The sequence below is a fragment of the Paracoccus sp. TRP genome (genome assembly GCF_000185925.1).
Taxonomy (GTDB): Bacteria; Pseudomonadota; Alphaproteobacteria; order Rhodobacterales; family Rhodobacteraceae; genus Paracoccus; species Paracoccus kondratievae.
Genome location: NZ_AEPN01000058.1, coordinates 1 through 17,510 on the forward strand (window position 1 = coordinate 1; position 17,510 = coordinate 17,510).

General features: G+C 61.7%; 18 protein-coding genes and 1 tRNA gene. 14 read left to right on the plus strand and 5 right to left on the minus strand.

Features of this window, described 5'->3' with window-relative positions; genetic code table 11:
* The first annotated feature begins 12 nt into the window (after nt 1-12).
* The 7 genes from PARACOCCUSGL_RS0117880 (at nt 13) to PARACOCCUSGL_RS0117915 (ending at nt 3,561) form a co-directional block, all read left to right on the plus strand.
* The gene (locus tag PARACOCCUSGL_RS0117880) at nt 13-240 is read left to right on the plus strand and encodes a DUF2312 domain-containing protein (protein ID WP_083825866.1); all 228 of its coding nucleotides are present in this window, start codon (nt 13-15) and stop codon (nt 238-240) included.
* 128 nt (nt 241-368) lie between these two features.
* On the plus strand, nt 369-719 hold the full coding sequence (locus tag PARACOCCUSGL_RS0117885) for a hypothetical protein (RefSeq protein ID WP_138918389.1): 351 nt from the start codon (nt 369-371) through the stop codon (nt 717-719).
* A complete protein-coding gene (locus PARACOCCUSGL_RS20905) occupies nt 709-1,248 on the plus strand; it encodes a hypothetical protein (RefSeq protein WP_010399934.1) in 540 nt (179 codons plus the stop codon). Before PARACOCCUSGL_RS0117885 ends, PARACOCCUSGL_RS20905 begins: the two co-directional genes overlap by 11 nt.
* An 11-nt stretch (nt 1,249-1,259) precedes the next feature.
* Nucleotides 1,260-1,607 carry a hypothetical protein gene (locus PARACOCCUSGL_RS0117895; RefSeq protein ID WP_010399937.1) on the plus strand — a complete coding sequence of 116 codons (348 nt, stop codon included), beginning with the start codon at nt 1,260-1,262 and terminating at the stop codon, nt 1,605-1,607.
* 120 nt (nt 1,608-1,727) lie between these two features.
* Entirely contained in the window at nt 1,728-1,973 is a 246-nt protein-coding gene (locus PARACOCCUSGL_RS0117900; protein ID WP_010399940.1) for a hypothetical protein, read from the plus strand.
* Nucleotides 1,974-2,309, plus strand: a complete 336-nt coding sequence (locus PARACOCCUSGL_RS0117905) for a hypothetical protein (RefSeq protein ID WP_010399944.1) — start codon at nt 1,974-1,976, stop codon at nt 2,307-2,309.
* A 169-nt stretch (nt 2,310-2,478) separates the two neighbouring features.
* Nucleotides 2,479-3,561, plus strand: coding sequence for a tyrosine-type recombinase/integrase (locus PARACOCCUSGL_RS0117915; protein ID WP_029372649.1), 1,083 nt, complete (start codon nt 2,479-2,481; stop codon nt 3,559-3,561).
* Between the two features lie 30 nt (nt 3,562-3,591).
* Here the strand turns inward: PARACOCCUSGL_RS0117915 and PARACOCCUSGL_RS0117920 are convergent.
* The 4 genes from PARACOCCUSGL_RS0117920 to phaC all read right to left on the minus strand — a co-directional run bounded on the left by PARACOCCUSGL_RS0117920 (nt 3,592) and on the right by phaC (nt 7,019).
* Nucleotides 3,592-3,681: transfer RNA gene (locus PARACOCCUSGL_RS0117920), tRNA-Ser, on the minus strand.
* A 50-nt stretch (nt 3,682-3,731) separates the two neighbouring features.
* Nucleotides 3,732-4,322 (minus strand): polyhydroxyalkanoate synthesis repressor PhaR, encoded by a 591-nt coding sequence (gene phaR, locus PARACOCCUSGL_RS0117925; RefSeq protein ID WP_010399951.1) that lies wholly within the window; start codon nt 4,320-4,322, stop codon nt 3,732-3,734.
* 173 nt (nt 4,323-4,495) lie between these two features.
* The gene (locus PARACOCCUSGL_RS0117930) at nt 4,496-4,951 is read right to left on the minus strand and encodes a phasin family protein (protein WP_010399953.1); all 456 of its coding nucleotides are present in this window, start codon (nt 4,949-4,951) and stop codon (nt 4,496-4,498) included.
* Between the two features lie 106 nt (nt 4,952-5,057).
* Entirely contained in the window at nt 5,058-7,019 is a 1,962-nt protein-coding gene (gene phaC / locus PARACOCCUSGL_RS0117935) for a class I poly(R)-hydroxyalkanoic acid synthase (RefSeq protein ID WP_237701568.1), read from the minus strand.
* A 40-nt stretch (nt 7,020-7,059) separates the two neighbouring features.
* On the opposite strand from phaC, the gene PARACOCCUSGL_RS22490 reads away from it, so the two are divergent.
* Together PARACOCCUSGL_RS22490 and phaZ are read left to right on the plus strand one after the other, a co-directional pair.
* Entirely contained in the window at nt 7,060-7,407 is a 348-nt protein-coding gene (locus PARACOCCUSGL_RS22490; RefSeq protein WP_237701570.1) for a hypothetical protein, read from the plus strand.
* 92 nt (nt 7,408-7,499) lie between these two features.
* A complete protein-coding gene (phaZ, locus tag PARACOCCUSGL_RS0117940; protein WP_010399962.1) occupies nt 7,500-8,846 on the plus strand; it encodes a polyhydroxyalkanoate depolymerase in 1,347 nt (448 codons plus the stop codon).
* Between the two features lie 46 nt (nt 8,847-8,892).
* Here phaZ and PARACOCCUSGL_RS0117945 read toward each other — a convergent pair whose 3' ends face one another.
* On the minus strand, nt 8,893-9,642 hold the full coding sequence (locus PARACOCCUSGL_RS0117945) for an alpha/beta fold hydrolase (protein WP_010399964.1): 750 nt from the start codon (nt 9,640-9,642) through the stop codon (nt 8,893-8,895).
* Between the two features lie 164 nt (nt 9,643-9,806).
* On the opposite strand from PARACOCCUSGL_RS0117945, the gene thrS reads away from it, so the two are divergent.
* The 5 genes from thrS to PARACOCCUSGL_RS0117970 all read left to right on the plus strand — a co-directional run bounded on the left by thrS (nt 9,807) and on the right by PARACOCCUSGL_RS0117970 (nt 16,893).
* A complete protein-coding gene (thrS, locus tag PARACOCCUSGL_RS0117950) occupies nt 9,807-11,753 on the plus strand; it encodes a threonine--tRNA ligase (protein ID WP_010399967.1) in 1,947 nt (648 codons plus the stop codon).
* A gap of 237 nt (nt 11,754-11,990) precedes the next feature.
* On the plus strand, nt 11,991-12,197 hold the full coding sequence (locus PARACOCCUSGL_RS0117955) for a cold-shock protein (protein ID WP_010399969.1): 207 nt from the start codon (nt 11,991-11,993) through the stop codon (nt 12,195-12,197).
* A gap of 155 nt (nt 12,198-12,352) precedes the next feature.
* Entirely contained in the window at nt 12,353-13,819 is a 1,467-nt protein-coding gene (locus tag PARACOCCUSGL_RS0117960) for a class I adenylate-forming enzyme family protein (RefSeq protein ID WP_010399970.1), read from the plus strand.
* Nucleotides 13,816-14,475, plus strand: a complete 660-nt coding sequence (locus PARACOCCUSGL_RS0117965; RefSeq protein ID WP_010399973.1) for a DsbA family oxidoreductase — start codon at nt 13,816-13,818, stop codon at nt 14,473-14,475. Before PARACOCCUSGL_RS0117960 ends, PARACOCCUSGL_RS0117965 begins: the two co-directional genes overlap by 4 nt.
* A 153-nt stretch (nt 14,476-14,628) precedes the next feature.
* Nucleotides 14,629-16,893 carry an adenosylcobalamin-dependent ribonucleoside-diphosphate reductase gene (locus tag PARACOCCUSGL_RS0117970; protein ID WP_010399987.1) on the plus strand — a complete coding sequence of 755 codons (2,265 nt, stop codon included), beginning with the start codon at nt 14,629-14,631 and terminating at the stop codon, nt 16,891-16,893.
* Nucleotides 16,894-17,510 lie beyond the last annotated feature (617 nt).

The window sequence follows — 17,510 nt, forward strand, 5'->3', positions numbered from 1 at the left end:
AACGCCTATGGCATCGCCGCCGGCGAACTCCGCCAGTTCATCGAACAGTATGAGCAGCTTGAGGCTGAGAAAAACGACCTCGCCGAACAGCAGAAAGAGCTGATGACTGAGGCTAAGGCCCGTGGTTACGAAACCAAGGCCATGCGTAGGCTGATTGCTCTACGCAAGCGTGACCCGGACGATATCGCCGAAGAAGAAGCTCTTCTCGAACTGTACAAAGCTGCGTTGGGGATGGTGTGACATGACCAGCATTTACACCTCACCCCCTCGCCTCACCCGCCACCTGAGCGACCACCACGCCGTGCAGGGAGAGGCCGAGTATGTCGAGCGGCATGCGCCCGTCACCGCATCCCACGGCTGGCAGCCGATTGAGACAGCGAGAGCCGTCCGATGACGAGTTGGACGAGGCGTGGAAGTCCGGTTTCACCGCCGGATTTGGCGAGGCCAAGCTGTCACAGGACGTCACAGAGAAAATGCTGCGAAATAAGGTCGCCGGCATGCGGGCCCTGCTGCTGACTGGCTGGGACCTGCTGGCGGTTGAGGCCGAGGGCATGCGCGGCAGCCTCTGCATAGGAGGCGACCCGGATCGCCTGTCGGATGATCCAACGGACGCCGCCGCTGTAGCTCGGATCACCGAAATCGAGGACTGGATCGCCAGCGTCAAGGCCACGCTGTATCCCGCCGCCCCCGAAGCCGAGGGAGGCAGCGATGAGCGTTGACGCAAAACTGTTGCCCTGCCCGTTCTGTGGGGCAACGCCTCACCGAGGGCTGGGGAAAGTCTGGCACGACAGCCTGCATGGGGACCGCCATCAGGATCACGTAATCAAGTGCCCGCATCTATGTGTGACCATGACGGGCAGCGCCGAGGGTGTGGCCGAAAGGTGGAACACCCGCACCCCACACCCCGCCCTGCCCAGCGAGACGGTCGCGGAGGCGGCAGAGATCGATCGGCTCAATAGCGCCCTGACAGAGGCGGCCAACCAAATTAGCAACCTTTCCTCACAACTCGGACAGGCCGAGGGTCGATTGTATGCATCAGAATTGGTTGGGGTTGTCGAGGGTTGGAAGGATCGCGCCGAGAAGGCCGAAGCCGACAACCAGCGGCTGCGGGATGCGCTGAGGGAGTGCGAGGCCGAAATAGACAGATATATCTGGCAGGAATATCCATTAGATCATCCAGTCCATGAGAGATACCGCCAGCGCGATTTCATTGCGAACCCGGCCCGCGCCGCCCTCACCCAGCCCTAGGGAGACCGACCATGGCCAGCACAGTTACATACGACCGCCGCGTCAACCGCCTGCTGAAATGGCTGGATAAGCAGCGCGCAAGTCACCTCGACATGGTGACGGACGCTGGCGATGCGTCCATGTGGTGCAAGGAGGAAGCCGAATTGATCCGCGACCACATGAAGACGGTCGAGACGATGCGCCGCGAGATTGAGGAACTGGCGCAGGTGCGGGATGCCCTCGATGATCTTGTGTCGTGGTTTAGCGGAGGCCCCAGCAGCTATGGGCCGTGGATCATCAAGGCAGGCGAGGGCGGTGCTGACGCTGCCGTGGAGGCCGCCCGCGCCGCCCTGTCCAGCGGGGAGGCCAGCCATGACTGAGCGCCTGCCCGTAGCCTGCGCCTCTTGCGGCTGGGCCGGAAAGCGCCTGCCCGGAAAGCCCGTGACCTGCCCAAAGTGCGGAGAGTGGGCCACGTTCCAGTGGAGGAAGGAGGGCCGAGCATGAGCCTCGTGTTTGTCGCGCCTGATTACGAGGGCGGCCGCATTGTCGCCCGCACCGGGCAGGTCGAGGTCGGGGCCGTGTTTCCCCAGCGGGACGGCTCCGCACAATGGTCGTTCTGGCTTGGCCAGCGTTCGTTTACCCACGTCAAGGAGCGCAACGTGCTGACCGCCAAGGCCGCGCTGATCGGACGCTTTCACGATTGGCTGCGATTCGCCGATCTACAGACCGCGCAGAGGGAGGCGTAGATGAGTGACTGGCGTGAAATCCGCATGACGGATATCGACTGGATGGCGCTGCGGAGCCACATCGGGCGTAGCGCGGGCGTCCTGGGGCGGCTGTCCACGACCATACGTGCCGAGGATAAGCCGCAACCGTTTGGACGCGGCGCATGGAAAGAAATGACGCTCGGGCAAGTGGCTGACATTGGACGGAAAAACCTGCTGCGCTACCCTGACGTGGGCGAGGTAGCCATAGCCTCGCTCCAATATGTGATCGACATGGCCGATGCGGGGAAGTGCCCGATTATAGGTTCTCCTGCGCCGGATGCGTTGCGCCCAACGTTGCAGGAGAAGGAGGCATAGGGATGGGGGCACCGAGACCGACGCCTGCCGCGATCAGAAGGACCATTGAGGGAATGCGCGCGGCGGGACTGCCAGTCGAGGGGTGTCGCGTGCTGCGCGACGGCAGCGTCATAATCCTTGCAAGCGTGGACGCCGCGCCGATACCGTCCACCGAAAGCGAGGTAGACGCATGGGACAAGGCAACGGGGTCGTGACCCTCGTCGGCATCAAAACCGTAGTGAGAAGAGGAAAGGCCTATCGGTATTTCCGGGCAAAGGGCTGTCCGCTTGTACGCCTTCCGGATCTGCCGATGGATCACCCGGATTTCCTGCGAGCCTATGCGGATGCTAAGAGGATCGTTCCGGAGAAAGCGCCAGTATCTGCCGGCTCATTTGCGGCTCTCGTCCGCTCAGCACTGAAATCCAGAAAGTTTCACGATTCCAAACCTGCCACACGGGCGATGTTCAGGCGTCACTGTGATGAGTTGGTGGCCGAGTTTGGGAATCTGCCTGCTCGCGGGCTGCGAGCGAAACACATCCGGGCGAACCTGCCGAAAGCCAATGCTGAGGGCCACAGACTGAGAACATGGCGCTTTCTTTGTGCGCATGGAGTCGCAATCAATTTGCTTGAGCGCAACGAGGCACTGGATGTTGCCATGCCGCGTGGGAAGAAGACCGAAGGCCACCCGCCTTGGACTCTGGCAGAAATCGAAGCTTTCCGGAGGCGCTGGCCCATCGGCTCCGCAACGCGAGCTGCAATGGAGCTTCTGCGGTTCACCGGAGCGCGGATCAGCGATGCCGTGAGACTAGGCCCCGGCATGGTTGCTCGCGATGGCGTACTTGCTTACCGGCAACAAAAGACCGGCGGGATGGCCTATGTCCCATGGACGTGCCCGTTGCCGGACTTCGCCGCACATCTCGGCGCTGACCGGGATATGATGCATGAGGCTCTTCGCGCCCTGATCGGGCAGATGACGTTCCTGGATGCCAAGGGTCGTGCCAGATCCGAGAAAGCATTAGGCACCATGATCCGAGAAGCAGCCATAGCGGCAGGGTTCAAAAAGTCCGCGCATGGCCTTCGGAAAAGCCTCGCCGCCGAGTTGGCCGATGGCGGAGCGACAGCCCACCAGATCGCCGCATGGACGGGGCATGAAACGCTCAAGGAAGTGGACCACTATACCAAATCAGCGGATCGCAGACGGGCTGTCTTGGGAACAGAACATGACCGGAACAGTGGAAAACATCCCGGACAGGGGTGGAAAACATCAAAATAGATGAGGAATATCATATGGTTGGAGAGATGATGGCGGACGGTGAGGGATTCGAACCCTCGAGACGGTTCCCCGCCTACACACTTTCCAGGCGTGCGCCTTCGACCACTCGGCCAACCGTCCATCGCGGCCCGTCTAGCGCGACAGGCACGACTGCGCAAGTCGCAGTTAGCTCAAAGCCTGGAAATCCGCTTCTGAAGCTCGGCTAGCTGGCGGCGAATCTCGGCCATGTCCTCGGGATCCGAGCTTTTCTTGCCCGCGCGGCGAGGGATCTCCTCTCCCATCTCTTCCAGGTCGGGGCCACTGCTGCCGCTTGTGCCCCAGCCCGAGGACATCGCCTTCAGAAACAGCTGCTGCTGACGCTGCAACGCCTCAAAACCCGGCATCGACGACATGGGGTTGGGGAAGGTCGCCAGATTCTCCATGAGTTTCGACTGACCCTCGCGCAGCATCTCGAAGCTGGCGGCAAGGAATTGCGGCACCACGGATTGCGCCTGCGTCGTATAGCTGCGCACCAGATCAATCAGCACCTCGATCGGCAGCACGCTTTCGCCCCTGCCCTCATGCTCGGCGATGATCTGCAGCAGATATTGCCGAGTCAGATCGTCACCGGTCTTGAGGTCGACAATGCGCACCTGCCGCCCCGCACGAATGAAATCCGCAATATCCTCAAGCGTGACGTAATCGCTCGTCTCGGTGTTATAGAGGCGGCGGCTTGCATAGCGCTTGATCAGAAGCGGGGTCGTATTCTCGGCCTCAGCCATGGCTCCTCCGGCAATGCATTTGCAGCATGATGGGAAATGGCCTGAGGAAATGCAAAGAAAATCGCCAGCGGCGCCGTTAACACCACTGCCGACAGGACCGCAGATGCACGGACACAGATGTGAAAAAGGGGACAGCCAGCTGTCCCCTTAACCCTCAAACCATCAACTGGTTATCAGGCCTTGGTCGCAGAGGTGGCAGCTTTACGGACAGCGGCTTGCGCGTCGCGGGTAGCTTTTTCAGCGACTTTCTGGGCGTCGGCAGCCAGATCCTTACCAGCGGTCAGCATCAGATCGACGGTGTCCATCTGAACTTTCTTGGCCACTTCGGCAAAGGCAGCCATATGCTCGGCAGCAACTTCGGCCGAGGCCGTGGCGAAATCGCTGAGCGCTTTGGCGTATTCGGCCGGCTCATCTTTCGAGGCGGTCAGTTCACCCATGCGGGCAAGGGTATCTTTGGCCCACTGGGCCGAGATTTCGGTCGAACGCTCGGCAGCAGCCAGCGCCACCTTAGCCATCTTTTCGCCCAGCGCGGTCTGCGAGCGGAAAGCGTCCTGGAAGGACGAGGTGTCGATCGGGAATTTCGCCATGATTTCTTGCATGGTCTTGGTGAAGTCGGGGGTCTTGGCCATCTGCACTCTCCTTGATTGGCGGCTTGGCACCGGAAACTCTATCTGCCCCCATATACTTTCTGCACCGCAGCATTGCAAGATCTTTTTTGCTGCGGTGCAGAAAAATTTACGCCCGCTCGTGGACGTATACGCCCGGAGCCGGGCCAAGCCCCTCACCCGGATCGCGGGCTTTGACCAGGTTTCCGGCCCGTTCGGCCAGCCATTCGCCCCAGCGGCCCCACCAGCTGCCGTCATGACGCTGTGCGTGGTCCAGCCAGTGCTGCTCTCCGCGCTCAAAGCCAGCGGTCGAGGTGTAGTGACCGTATTTCTTCTTGCTGGGCGGGTTCACGATCCCGGCGATATGGCCCGATTCGGACAGGATGAAGGTCTTGTCGGGCGAACCCATCTGCGCCACGCCTCGCCAGCTGTCGCGCCATGGGGCGATATGGTCGGTCTCGCAGGCGATGGCGCAAAGCGGCAAGGAGACATCGCTGACATGCAGCCGATGCCCCATCAGATCAAACCCCTCGCCGACAAATCGGTTCTCCTGACAGAGGCCACGCAGATATTCCATCGCCATCCGTCCAGGCAGGTTGGTGCCGTCGCCGTTCCAGTACAGCAGGTCAAAGGCGGGCGGTGTCTCGCCCAGCATATAGCTGCGGATCGCCGGCCCCCACACCAGATCATTGGCCCGCAAAAAGCTGAAGGTCCGCGTCATCAGCTGGGCGCCCAGAACACCGGTCCGCGCCGCCTCTTCTTCGATGCCCGAAACAAAGTCCTCTTGCAGATAGGCGGTAAATTCGCCCTGATCCTCGAAATCGGTCAGCGTGGTAAAGAAGGTGGCCGAGTTCACCCGATCATCGCCGCGCTGCTTGAACAGCGACAACGTCAGCGCCAGCGTCGTCCCGGCGATGCAATAGCCGACAACGTTCAGCTTTTTCTGGTTGGTCTGATCCAGCACCCGGTCCATGACCTCAAGATAGGCGCTGACATAATCCGCCATCCCGGTGTCGCCATAGCTGGGATCGGGGTTTTTCCATGCCACTACAAACAGCGTATAGCCCTGATCGACAATCCATTTGATCAGACTGTTCTGAGGCTTAAGGTCAAGGATGTAGAACTTGTTGATCCAGGGCGGGAAAATCACCAGCGGAATTTCATGCACCTGCGCCGTGGTCGGCTTGTACTGAATCATCTCATAGAGCTTGGTCCGCGCAACCACTGTTCCTTCGGTAGTGCCTATATTTTCACCAACGCGGAATGCATCGCGGTCAGCCAAAGAAACGATCAGCTCACCATTATTCTGCTCGACATCGCGAACAAGGTTTTCCAGCCCCTTGACCAGACTTTCGCCCTCGGTTTCCAGCGCTTTTTCCAGGGCATCAGGATTCGTGGCCAGAAAATTCGTTGGTGCCAGCATGTCGATCATCTGGCGGGTGAACCATTCGATCCGGCGCCGGTCGGTCGTGTCGGGCAAATCAAGCGCGCTTGTCGCCTCCTGCAAGGCCTGAGCGTTGATCTGATATTGCCGCTTGATAAAGTTGAAAAAAGGATGTGCCTCCCAAAGCGGGTTCGAAAAGCGCCGGTCCTTTGCCCCGCTATCAGCCGGCGGTTGCAGCGTGCCGCGGGCCAGTGCGGCCTGCGCCTCGGCAAAATGGCGCAGCGTCTCGCCCCAGTAGCTGACCTGCTGACTGATCACCCGCTCGGGCTGCTCAGCCAATAGCTTCAGCCAGGCAGTCGTCGCCGTCGCGAACAGATCAGGGCCCGGCATCTCGACCCCCGGACTGTGGGGGCGGCGCGTGGCCAAAGCGCGGACCAACCGCTGGGTCAGCGCCTCAATGCGCTCGATATTGCGGCTCAGCTGCTCGGGCAGAGTGCTATCAACGCCAAAGGCCGCTTCCGCAAAGGCAGACACGGCCGAACCGTCAGCAGGCCCCTGAGCAGCAGATTCAGCAGGTTTTACGGCGGGGCTGGTCCCGACCGGTATTGCGGTCGGTGCCGTATCGCCAAGGCCAGCAGCACCCAGCGGCCGCAATACCTCATCAGCCGCGCTCAGCGTCGCTGCAGCGGGCTTTGCTGTTGATTTCACCGTGGCTTTACGCCGCGTGCTAGTACGTGGATCGCTGCGATTGGCTGCCCGCGCCCGCGATCCCGTTCCCCGCACTGCGGATTTTTCCCCCGCAGATTTGGCAGCAGCGGCAGATCGCGTGCTGGTAGATTTTGTGGCCTGCGCTGATTTAGTGGCGTCAGAGGTTTTCGTTGTTTTTTCAGCAGAAACGGCGGGTTCTGTTTTATCCGGTTTCGCCTGCCGATTGCGCACAGGTTTTACGGCATCTGCTGAGGCAGGTTCAGGTTTTGACGCAGAGGAGGATTTTGCGCCAGTCTTGCGACGGCTGCTTTTTCCAGCCGCAGCTTTGGCCCCGGAACCAGTTTCCGGCTTTTCATTCTTACCCACCATAATTGACAATCCTCCCTGAACCGTAAAATCATTATGCCCAGCATAAAACGCAGGTAAAGCCGTGTCCTTCCCCGGCAAGGCCGAATCCGGCGCAGCGTAACGGAGAGGGCTATGTTGACGACTTACAAGGGACTGAAAGGCATCATCTCCTACGACGCGATGGAGACGATCCGAAACACCAACGAATGGATGGGCGCCAGCGCACGGGCGCTTGCCTCCTACCCGGCATTCGCGCTCAGCCCCAACCCGCTTTTCAAGCTGATGTCGGCCTGGGGCCGGGTGACTGAACGCAGCTTTGCCCGCATGGTGATCAAGCCCGACTGGGAGATCCCGCCCATCGTGTCCGAGGACGGCCAGGACCATGTCGTCTATGTCGAACCGGTGATCAGACGCCCTTTTGGCGACCTCGTGCATTTCCGGGTCGCCCGCCGCGAACCGCTGGCCCGTAAGGTCCTTCTTGTCGCCCCGATGTCGGGCCACTATGCCACCCTCCTTCGCACTACGGTCACTTCATTGCTTCCCGATTGCGAAGTCTATGTGACGGATTGGCACAACGCCCGTGACATTCCGGTCAGCTGCGGCAAGTTCGACGTCGATGATTACACAAATTATCTGGTCGATTTCATCCGCCACCTCGGGCCGGATACCAATGTCATCGCAATCTGCCAGCCCGCGCCACTGGCCCTCGCCGCCACCGCGATCCTGGCCGAAGACGACCCCAAGGCCCAGCCCCGGTCCCTGATCCTGATCGGCGGGCCGATCGACCCGGATGCCGCCCCGACCGAAGTGACCGATTTCGGCAACCGCATGACAATGGGTCAGCTCGATTATCTGATGATCCAGCAGGTCGGCTTCAAGTATCGCGGTGCCGGACGCATGGTCTATCCGGGCCTCGCCCAGCTGGCCTCATTCATCGCCATGAATGCCGAAACCCATGCCCGTGCCTTCCTCGACAAGATTTTCGCCGAGGCGCGCGGCGAGGGATCCGAGGGCGATAAACACAACACCTTCTATGACGAATATCTCGCCGTCATGGACATGACCGCCGAATTCTACCTCTCGACGGTCGAGCGTGTCTTCAAAGAGCGCGAGATCGCGCGCAACTGCTTTGCCGTGGATGGCAGGCAGATTGACATCGGCAAGATCACCGATGTCGCGATCATGACGGTCGAAGGGGCCAAGGACGACATCTCTGCCCCCGGCCAATGCGTGGCGGCCCTGTCGCTCTGTACCGGGGTGCCGGACAACCGCAAGACCCAGCACCTCGAACCCGACGCAGGCCATTACGGCATCTTCGCAGGCAAAAGCTGGCGACTGAATATCCGCCCGCTGGTGCTCGACTTCATCGACGAACAACTTCAGCCCACAGAAACGCGTCGCCGCCGGCGCAGGGGAACGGCACCGGTCGACTGCGGCGTCGTCAACCTGTCCGAACACGACGCCAAAATCGCAGTCTGACCCTACGGAAACATCCGGCAGAGGCGGCGATAACGCCGCCTCTCGCTTATTCCGCGCACGCCAAGACCTCGTTGATCGCTGCGCCGATCAGTTCCAGACAGTCCGGGGTGGAAAAGCGGTGATCGGCACCCTTGACCAGCGTCAGACGCATATCCTCGCCCGAGGCATGATCCAGCAAATCCAGCGCCCAGGACATCGGCACATCTGCATCAGCCGTACCCTGCAGGAAACGCACGGGAAAGGGCAGTGGCAGCGGCTTGTCCAGAACCAGATGATCGCGCCCGTCCTCGATCAGTCGCCGGGTGATGACATAGGGCTCGTCGGCATAATCACTCGGCAACTCGACCCGCCCCGACTCAGCCAATGCCGCCCGCTCTGCCTTGGAAAAACCGGCCCAGAAGCCGCGCTCGGTGAAATCCGGCGCCGCCGCCACAGTGACCAGCCCGGCCAGCCGCTCAGGCATGGTGCGCGCCACAAGCAGGCTGATCCAGCCACCCATTGAGGACCCGACCAGCACCTGCGGCCCCTCTGTCAGCCCCCGGATCACCGCCAGCGCATCCTGAAACCAGTCGCCGATCGCGCCTTCGTCAAAAGCGCCCGAGGACTCGCCGTGCCCCGAATAGTCAAAGCGCAGAAAAGCCCGCCCGCGCCTGCGCGCCCAATCCTCCAGCCACAGGGCTTTCGACCCCTGCATGTCGGATCGGAACCCGCCCAGAAATACCACACCAGGCCCCTGCCCCTCGACCCGGTTATAGGCAATGCGCCGCCCCTGCGGCCCTTCGAGATACTGCGTCATTCTTTCGTGTCCAAATATCCTGCGGGGGAGTCGCGGAACGCGACGGGGGGCGCAAAGCCCCCTGCCACGCTATCCGCATTGACAACGCGCGGCAATCGCGCCACACCCGCCCGACATACCCGCAACCGGGCGTTCCGTGGGCGCCAAACCGACGAGGAGGACCTATGTCCCAGATCTCCCTTACTTTCCCCGATGGCAATTCGCGCGACTATCCCGCCGGCATCACCGCCGCCGAGGTTGCCGCATCCATCGCCCCGAGCCTCGCCCGGAATGCGATTTCTGCCTTTCTCGACGGCCAGCACATCGACCTGCAATGGCCAATCCAGAAAAGCGGCCAGATCAGCATCAACACCATGAAGGACAGCGAGCCGGCACTCGAACTGATCCGCCATGACCTCGCCCATATCATGGCCCGCGCCGTGCAAGAGCTGTGGCCCGACGTCAAGGTGACGATCGGTCCCGTCCGCGATCAGGGCTGGTTCTACGATTTCGACCGGGCCGAACCCTTCACGCCCGAGGATCTGGGCGCGATCGAGGCTCGGATGAAACAGATCATCGCCGCCCGCGAGCCTGTGCGCACCGAGGTCTGGGACCGTGCCCGCGCCCTTGCCCACTACGAGGCGCAGGGTGAGTCCTTCAAGATCGAGCTTGTGAACCGCATCCCGGAAGGCGAGCCGATCCGCATGTATTGGCACGGCAACTGGCAGGACCTCTGCCGCGGCCCCCACCTGCAAAGCACCGGCCAGGTTCCGGCTGATGCCTTTAAATTGACCCATGTCGCCGGTGCCTATTGGCTGGGCGATTCCTCGCGCCCGATGCTGCAACGCATCTACGGTGTGGCCTTCCGCAACCGCGACGACCTCAAGGCCCACCTGACCATGCTGGAAGAGGCTGCCAGGCGCGACCATCGCAAGCTTGGCCGCGAGATGGAGCTTTTCCATTTTCAGGAAGAAGCACCGGGCATGGTCTTCTGGCATCCGAACGGCTGGACGATCTATCGCGAACTTGAATCGTATATGCGCCGCCGCTTGATCCGCGCCGGCTATAAAGAAATCAAGACGCCCCAGGTCGTGGACCGTATCCTGTGGGAAAAATCCGGCCACTGGGAAGCCTATCGCGAGAACATGTTCATCGTCGAGGTGGACGAGGAAGGGGCCAGGGAAAAGCGCATCAACGCGCTGAAACCGATGAACTGCCCCTGCCATGTACAGGTCTATAATCAGGGCCTTAAATCCTACCGCGACCTGCCGCTGCGGCTGGCCGAATTCGGCTCGTGCCATCGTTACGAATCCTCGGGTTCGATGCACGGGCTGATGCGGGTGCGCGGCTTTGTCCAGGACGACGCGCATATCTTCTGCACCGAGGACCAGATCGAAGACGAATGCGCCGGCTTCATCGCGCTCTTGTCCTCGGTCTATCAGGACCTCGGCTTCGACGGCTTCGACATCAAGCTCTCGACCCGGCCCGAGGTGCGGATCGGCACGGACGCGCAATGGGACAAGGTCGAGGGCGCGCTGAAAGGCGCCATCGAAAAGCTGGGCCTGCCCTATGAGATCAACCCCGGCGACGGCGCCTTCTACGGGCCGAAACTGGACTTCAAGCTGACCGACGCCATCGGCCGCGAATGGCAGTGCGGCACCTTCCAGGTCGATCCCAACCTGCCCGAGCGGCTCAGCGCGGAATATGTCGGCGAGGACGGCGCCAAGCACCGGCCCTACATGCTGCACCGCGCCGTGCTGGGCAGCTTCGAGCGTTTCATCGGCATCCTGATCGAGAACTACTCGGGCAAGATGCCGCTGTGGCTCGCGCCGCGCCAGGTGGTGGTCGCATCTATCGTCTCGGCTGCCGACGACTATGTGCACGAAGTCGTGGCCGCGCTGCGCGCCGCCGGGCTGCGGGCCGAAGCCGACACCCGCAATGAAAAGATCAACTACAAGGTCCGCGAACATTCGGTCGGCAAAGTGCCGGTCATCATGGCTGTGGGTCTGAAAGAGGTCGAGGAACGCAGCGTCTCGATCCGGCGACTCGACCGGCAGGGCAGCGAAAACCACACGCTGGATGCAGCCATCGCCATGCTGCGCGACGAGGCCACCCCGCCGGATCTGCGCTGAGCGCACCCCCCCGGTTTGGCGGCAATCTGCCAAAATAATCGCGCGAGATGATCCTGCATCATCTCGCGCGACGCATTCGTTCTTGCGTTTTTTCGCGAATCGTTCATCCTCTGCGCTGCGTGAGCACGACTTTCTACCGCCTCCCTTCACGGGGCAGCCGGACTTGACGGGAAAGGGCTGCACTGCACGGCTCGGGTGCAATTTCGCCCCGGGATGACTTGAAGGAGAGACGGTAAAATGGCTACCGGCACCGTAAAATGGTTCAACGCCACCAAAGGCTATGGCTTCATCGCGCCCGATGATGGCGGCAAGGACGTGTTCGTCCATATCTCGGCGGTCGAACGCGCCGGGCTGACCGGACTGAACGACAACCAAAAGATCAGCTATGAGCTGCAATCGGGCCGTGACGGCCGCAGCTCTGCCTCGGATCTGAAGCTGCTCTGATTCGACGACAACGCAACATGCCGGAACCGGCCGGGCCTGCAAGGCGCCGGCCGTTTTCATGTCTGCGGCTTGCCTGACAGGCAACTGCCCCCGCCCTCTTTCCCCCCGCAGCGCAAGGCTTTATCCCCGAAAGACGAACCAGACGGGGTAACGGAATGAATCTGGCCGAACATGTGCTGCAAGCTGGAACCGCGTCTCCGGACCGGCTTTCCATGTCGGTGCTGGGCCTCAGCCGCGCCGACCGTTGGTCCCATGCCCGGTTGCGTCAGGCGGTGCTGGGCACGGCGACCGGGCTTTTGCAGGCAGGCCTGCGCCCGGGACAGCGGCTGCTGATGCGGCTGGGGAACAATCCGAACTTTCCGGTCACCTATCTTGGTGCCATCGCCGCCGGTATCGTGCCGGTTCCGACCTCTCCTATGCTGACCGAGGCAGAGATCAGCAAGATCGCCGCCGTCATTCAGCCAGCGATGATCGTCGCAGACAAGGACATTGCCTTGCCCGATCACCCGGCCCCGGTCCTGTCGGCCGAGCGAATCACCGGATTCGCCGCGCTGCCTCCGGCCGGATTCGCGCAGGCCAGGCCTGATGATCTGGCCTATATCGTCTTTACCTCGGGCACTTCGGGCCAACCCCGCGCGGTCTGCCATGCACATCGCGCCATCCTTGCCCGGCAAATGATGTATCAGGGCTGGTATGGGCTGACGGCGCAGGACCGGCTGCTGCATGCCGGGGCCTTTAACTGGACATTCACGCTTGGGACCGGCCTCATGGACCCTTGGACCATGGGCGCTACGGCGCTGATTCCCGCCGAAGACGTAGCGCCCGGACAGATCCCGCTGATCGCCAGCCGACACGGCGCCACCATCCTCGCCGCCGCACCCGGCGTGTTTCGCCGCCTGCTGCGGGCCGAGTGGAAACCGTGGAACGGGCTGCGTCACGGTCTTGTCGCGGGCGAAAGGCTGGACCCCGCTCTGCGCCACGCCTGGCAAGAGCGCACCGGCACCGATCTGCATGAGGCGATGGGAATGTCGGAATGCTCGACCTTCATCTCGGGCAGCCCCGCGCGCCCGGCACCAGATGGCACGGCGGGCTTTCCTCAGCCCGGCCGGCGGATCGCAATCCTTGATGACGAGGGGCACGAGCTTGCCTCCGGCCAGCCCGGCGTCCTTGCGGTCCACCGCTCGGACCCCGGGCTGTTTCTGGGCTATCTCGACCAACCGCAGGAGACGGCGGCACGCTTTTGCGGCGACTGGTTTCTGACCGGCGATCTGGCTGAAACCACCGCCGAAGGTGCGATTCGCACCCTTGGCCGCGCCGATGACATGATGAACGCCGGCGGCTTTCGTGTCTCACCCGGTGAGGTTGAGGACGCGCTTGCCGCCCTGTCCGAGGCGGGCGAGGTCGCGGCAGTCGAGCTGCCAGTCGGCCCCGGCACAAGTGTAATCGCCGCCTTCTGGACCGGTCCCGCCACGGTCGAGGCGCTGCGTCAGCAGGCCGAAACCCGGCTTGCACGCTATAAGCAGCCGCGCGAATACATCCCTCTGTCCGCCCTGCCCCGCACGCCGACGGGCAAGATCAACCGCCGCGCCCTGCGGGACGCCCATCGCAAGGATAACCCATGACCGAACCGCTTCCCGGCCAAATTCGCCTAGATATCTTTGCCGATCCGGTCTGCCCGTGGTGCATGATCGGCAAGGCTGAACTGGACCTTGCTCTGGAAAGCCGGCCCGACCACCCCTTTACGATCAGCTGGCATCCCTTTCGCCTTGATCCACAGATGCCGCAGGCCGGCATGGATTATGTCGCCTACATGAAGATGAAATTCGGCGGCGAAAAGGGCATCCTCCAGGCGATGAAACCGGTGATGGAGGCCAGCGAGCGGCTGGGCCTGTGGATCAACCCCTCGCTGATCGAGCGGGTGCCGAATACCCTCGACGCGCACCGCCTGTTGCATTGGGCAGGACTGGAGGGCGCACAGACCCCGGTCATGTCCGGGCTGATGCGGGCACATTGGCGCGAGGGTCGGAATATCTCGAACCCCGATGTGCTGGTCGAGATCGGGGAAAAGGCAGGAATGGATGGCCGGATGATCCGTCGTCTGCTCGCCACAGCCGAGGATCGCGACGAGGTTGCCACGCGCGAGATACACGCCCGCCAGCGCGGCATCAACTCGGTCCCGACCTTTATTGTCGCCGACAGCCACGTTGTGACCGGCGCGCAACCGGCAAGCCTGTGGCAGAACGTGATTGATGAGCTGACCGGCCTGCAATCTCAATAGGTTGGGCCCTTACCGCAGCTTGCCGCTAAATCTGGAAATCAGCGTCGAGTTAAACTATATTAAGAGGCTCCATCTTTCTCCTCCTAGAACCGGGCGCAGGGCCGTGTATAAGACCGGCTTGCCCGTTTCGATCACTAGCCAGGGATTTCCGCCATGAGCCGTTTCTCAGCCCCTATCGCCGAACAGATCTGGGATATGAAGTATCGGCTCAAGGATGGTGCGGGCCAGTCGCTTGACCTGTCGATCGAGGACAGCTGGCGGCGCGTTGCCCGTGACCTTGCCCGCGTCGAAAAAGACCCCGCACAGTGGGAAGACCGCTTTTACGCCGCGCTTGAGGATTTCCGGTTTCTTCCCGCCGGCCGCATCCTTGCCGGCGCGGGCACCGGCCGCGAAGTGACGCTGTTCAACTGCTTTGTCATGGGGACTATCCCCGACAGCCTCGCCGGTATCTTTGACATGCTCAAGGAGGCCGCGCTGACCATGCAGCAGGGCGGCGGTATCGGCTATGACTTCAGCACCATCCGCCCGCGCGGGGCCGAGGTAAAGGGCGTGGCCGCGGATGCCTCGGGCCCGCTCAGCTTTATGGATGTCTGGGACGCGATGTGCCGCACGATCATGTCTGCCGGCTCGCGCCGCGGTGCGATGATGGCGACGATGCGCTGCGACCACCCCGATATCGAAACCTTCATTCAGGCAAAACAGGACAGCGCCCGGCTGCGCATGTTCAACCTGTCAGTGCTCGTCACCGATGCTTTTATGGAAGCGGTCAAGGCCGACGGCCCGTGGGATCTGAAATTCGGCGGTAAGGTCTATCACACCATCCAGGCGCGCGACCTGTGGAACCGGATCATGCGCGCGACCTATGATTATGCCGAACCGGGCGTGATCTTTATCGACCGCATCAACCAACAGAATAACCTGAACTATTGCGAGACGATCGCCGCCACCAACCCTTGCGGCGAACAGCCCCTGCCGCCTTATGGTGCCTGCCTGCTTGGCTCGATCAACCTGACCCGTCTGGTCGAGGCGCCCTTTACCCCCGAAGCACGGCTGAACCCCGAGGCGCTGGATGAACTGGTCCGCGTCGCGGTGCGGATGATGGATAACGTCGTCGATGCCTCGAAATTCCCGCTGCCGCAGCAAGCAGCCGAGGCGCAGGCCAAGCGCCGCATCGGCCTTGGCGTCACCGGTCTGGCCGATGCGCTGCTGATGCTTGGCCTGCGTTACGGTGCCGATGATGCGGTAGCGCAAACGCGGGTGTGGATGAAGTCGATTGCCCGTTCGGCCTATCTGGCTTCGGTCGATCTGGCGCGTGAAAAAGGTGCCTTCCCGCTGTTTGACGCCGAGAAATACCTCGCCTCGGGTTTTATGCAGCGCATGGATGAGGATGTGCGCGAGGCGGTGGCCCAGCACGGCATCCGCAACGCGCTGCTGACCAGCATCGCGCCGACCGGCACTATCAGCCTTTATGCGGGCAACGTCAGTTCGGGAATCGAGCCGGTCTTTGCCTATGCCTATACCCGTAAAGTCCTGCAAAAAGACGGCTCGCGCACCGAAGAAGAGGTCGTTGATTACGCCGTGCAGATGTGGCGCGACCTGCATGGCGACGCGCCGCTGCCCGACCATTTTGTCAATGCCCAGACGCTTTCGCCCATGGATCACGTCGCCATGCAGGCGGCCGCGCAGGAATGGGTCGACAGCTCGATCTCAAAGACCATCAACTGCCCCGAGGATATCTCGTTCGAGGACTTCAAGGATGTCTATCTGGCCGCCTGGGATCAGGGCTGCAAAGGCTGCACCACCTATCGTCCGAACGATGTGACCGGCTCGGTCCTGTCGGTCAGTGAGAAATCCGAAGAGGCCCCGCAGGCCGACAAGGGCGCCGATGTGGTTTATCTGACCGAGCCACTGGAACGCCCGGCGGCGCTTGAGGGCTCGACCTACAAGCTGAAATTCCCCGGCAGTGAGCACGCGATCTATATCACCATCAACGATATCGTTCAGGCCGATCACCGCCGCCCCTTCGAGGTTTTCATCAACTCGAAGAACATGGAGCATTTTGCCTGGACCGTGGCGCTGACACGGATGATCTCGGCTGTATTCCGGCGCGGCGGCGATGTGTCCTTCGTGGTCGAAGAGCTGAAGGCGGTCTTTGACCCGCGTGGCGGCGCGTGGATGGAGGGACGCTATGTCCCCTCGATTCTTGCCGCCATCGGTGGGGTGATCGAGCGGCACATGATCTCGACCGGTTTTCTTGCCGGCGAGGGCATGGCACTGAAATCCGATCCCAAGGCCGAACTGGTCGCCGTGGGCGAACGCCCGCGCGGCCCGGCCTGCCCCTCTTGCGGCCAATACGGGATGCGTATGATCGAGGGCTGCATGACCTGCCCTTCATGCGGCCATTCCAAATGCGGCTAAGGCGGGACGGCTCGTGTGCGGTCAAGCATAAAATGAGCCTTACCCGGACTGTTTGAGCCTTTTTGCAAGCATAAGGTGAGCCCAGGATTTTTCTTGGCTCACCTTATCTTTATTTATCAATATGCTACTGAACTCGCCTCTTCAGGCCCTGCGGTCGCTTCACACTTGTCCGGCTTGAGCGCGGTCCCATTGACGAGTTTTGGATGGCTGCGCATCGTCAGGGCATCCCCTCCATGATCGGATGCCGGTCACGGTCCGTTTCCGTCCCGCTGTTAACCGTGGAACATCACCACTCGTCACTCTCCACACCGGAAAAACGCCCGCTTTTCCGGACAGCCCAGGCTTGTCTGTGAAAAGAGCCAACCTCCAGCCTTACCGATCGCGCCTTCTGCTCCACCATGCGCGGCGCCCGTTTAGCGAGTCTGGATATCCCGTCTCGTAGAGCGCCATTTCAGGGTGCGGGTCTTGCAGCGCACCTATGGAGGATAGTCCGTCTTCTGGGCTTCCTCCTCATTCATCGGCGATGGCGAAGGCCATCCGATCAAGGACGCCACAGGACATGTCCAGCAGCTGCTTTTTCTTGTCGAAGGCTCTGATGCTGTAACCGCCCCCCGACG

Excerpts from the sequence above, each read along its gene's own strand:
- PARACOCCUSGL_RS0117905 (WP_010399944.1), top strand. The coding sequence starts at position 1,974 with ATGAGTGACTGGCGTGAAATCCGCATGACGGATATCGACTGGATGGCG.
- phaZ (WP_010399962.1), top strand. The coding sequence starts at position 7,500 with ATGTTGACGACTTACAAGGGACTGAAAGGCATCATCTCCTACGACGCG.
- PARACOCCUSGL_RS0117945 (WP_010399964.1), bottom strand. The coding sequence starts at position 9,642 with ATGACGCAGTATCTCGAAGGGCCGCAGGGGCGGCGCATTGCCTATAAC.
- PARACOCCUSGL_RS0117955 (WP_010399969.1), top strand. The coding sequence starts at position 11,991 with ATGGCTACCGGCACCGTAAAATGGTTCAACGCCACCAAAGGCTATGGC.
- PARACOCCUSGL_RS0117900 (WP_010399940.1), top strand. The coding sequence starts at position 1,728 with ATGAGCCTCGTGTTTGTCGCGCCTGATTACGAGGGCGGCCGCATTGTC.
- PARACOCCUSGL_RS0117965 (WP_010399973.1), top strand. The coding sequence starts at position 13,816 with ATGACCGAACCGCTTCCCGGCCAAATTCGCCTAGATATCTTTGCCGAT.
- PARACOCCUSGL_RS20905 (WP_010399934.1), top strand. The coding sequence starts at position 709 with ATGAGCGTTGACGCAAAACTGTTGCCCTGCCCGTTCTGTGGGGCAACG.
- PARACOCCUSGL_RS0117895 (WP_010399937.1), top strand. The coding sequence starts at position 1,260 with ATGGCCAGCACAGTTACATACGACCGCCGCGTCAACCGCCTGCTGAAA.
- PARACOCCUSGL_RS0117930 (WP_010399953.1), bottom strand. The coding sequence starts at position 4,951 with ATGGCCAAGACCCCCGACTTCACCAAGACCATGCAAGAAATCATGGCG.
- PARACOCCUSGL_RS0117970 (WP_010399987.1), top strand. The coding sequence starts at position 14,629 with ATGAGCCGTTTCTCAGCCCCTATCGCCGAACAGATCTGGGATATGAAG.
- phaR (WP_010399951.1), bottom strand. The coding sequence starts at position 4,322 with ATGGCTGAGGCCGAGAATACGACCCCGCTTCTGATCAAGCGCTATGCA.
- thrS (WP_010399967.1), top strand. The coding sequence starts at position 9,807 with ATGTCCCAGATCTCCCTTACTTTCCCCGATGGCAATTCGCGCGACTAT.
- PARACOCCUSGL_RS0117960 (WP_010399970.1), top strand. The coding sequence starts at position 12,353 with ATGAATCTGGCCGAACATGTGCTGCAAGCTGGAACCGCGTCTCCGGAC.
- PARACOCCUSGL_RS0117915 (WP_029372649.1), top strand. The coding sequence starts at position 2,479 with ATGGGACAAGGCAACGGGGTCGTGACCCTCGTCGGCATCAAAACCGTA.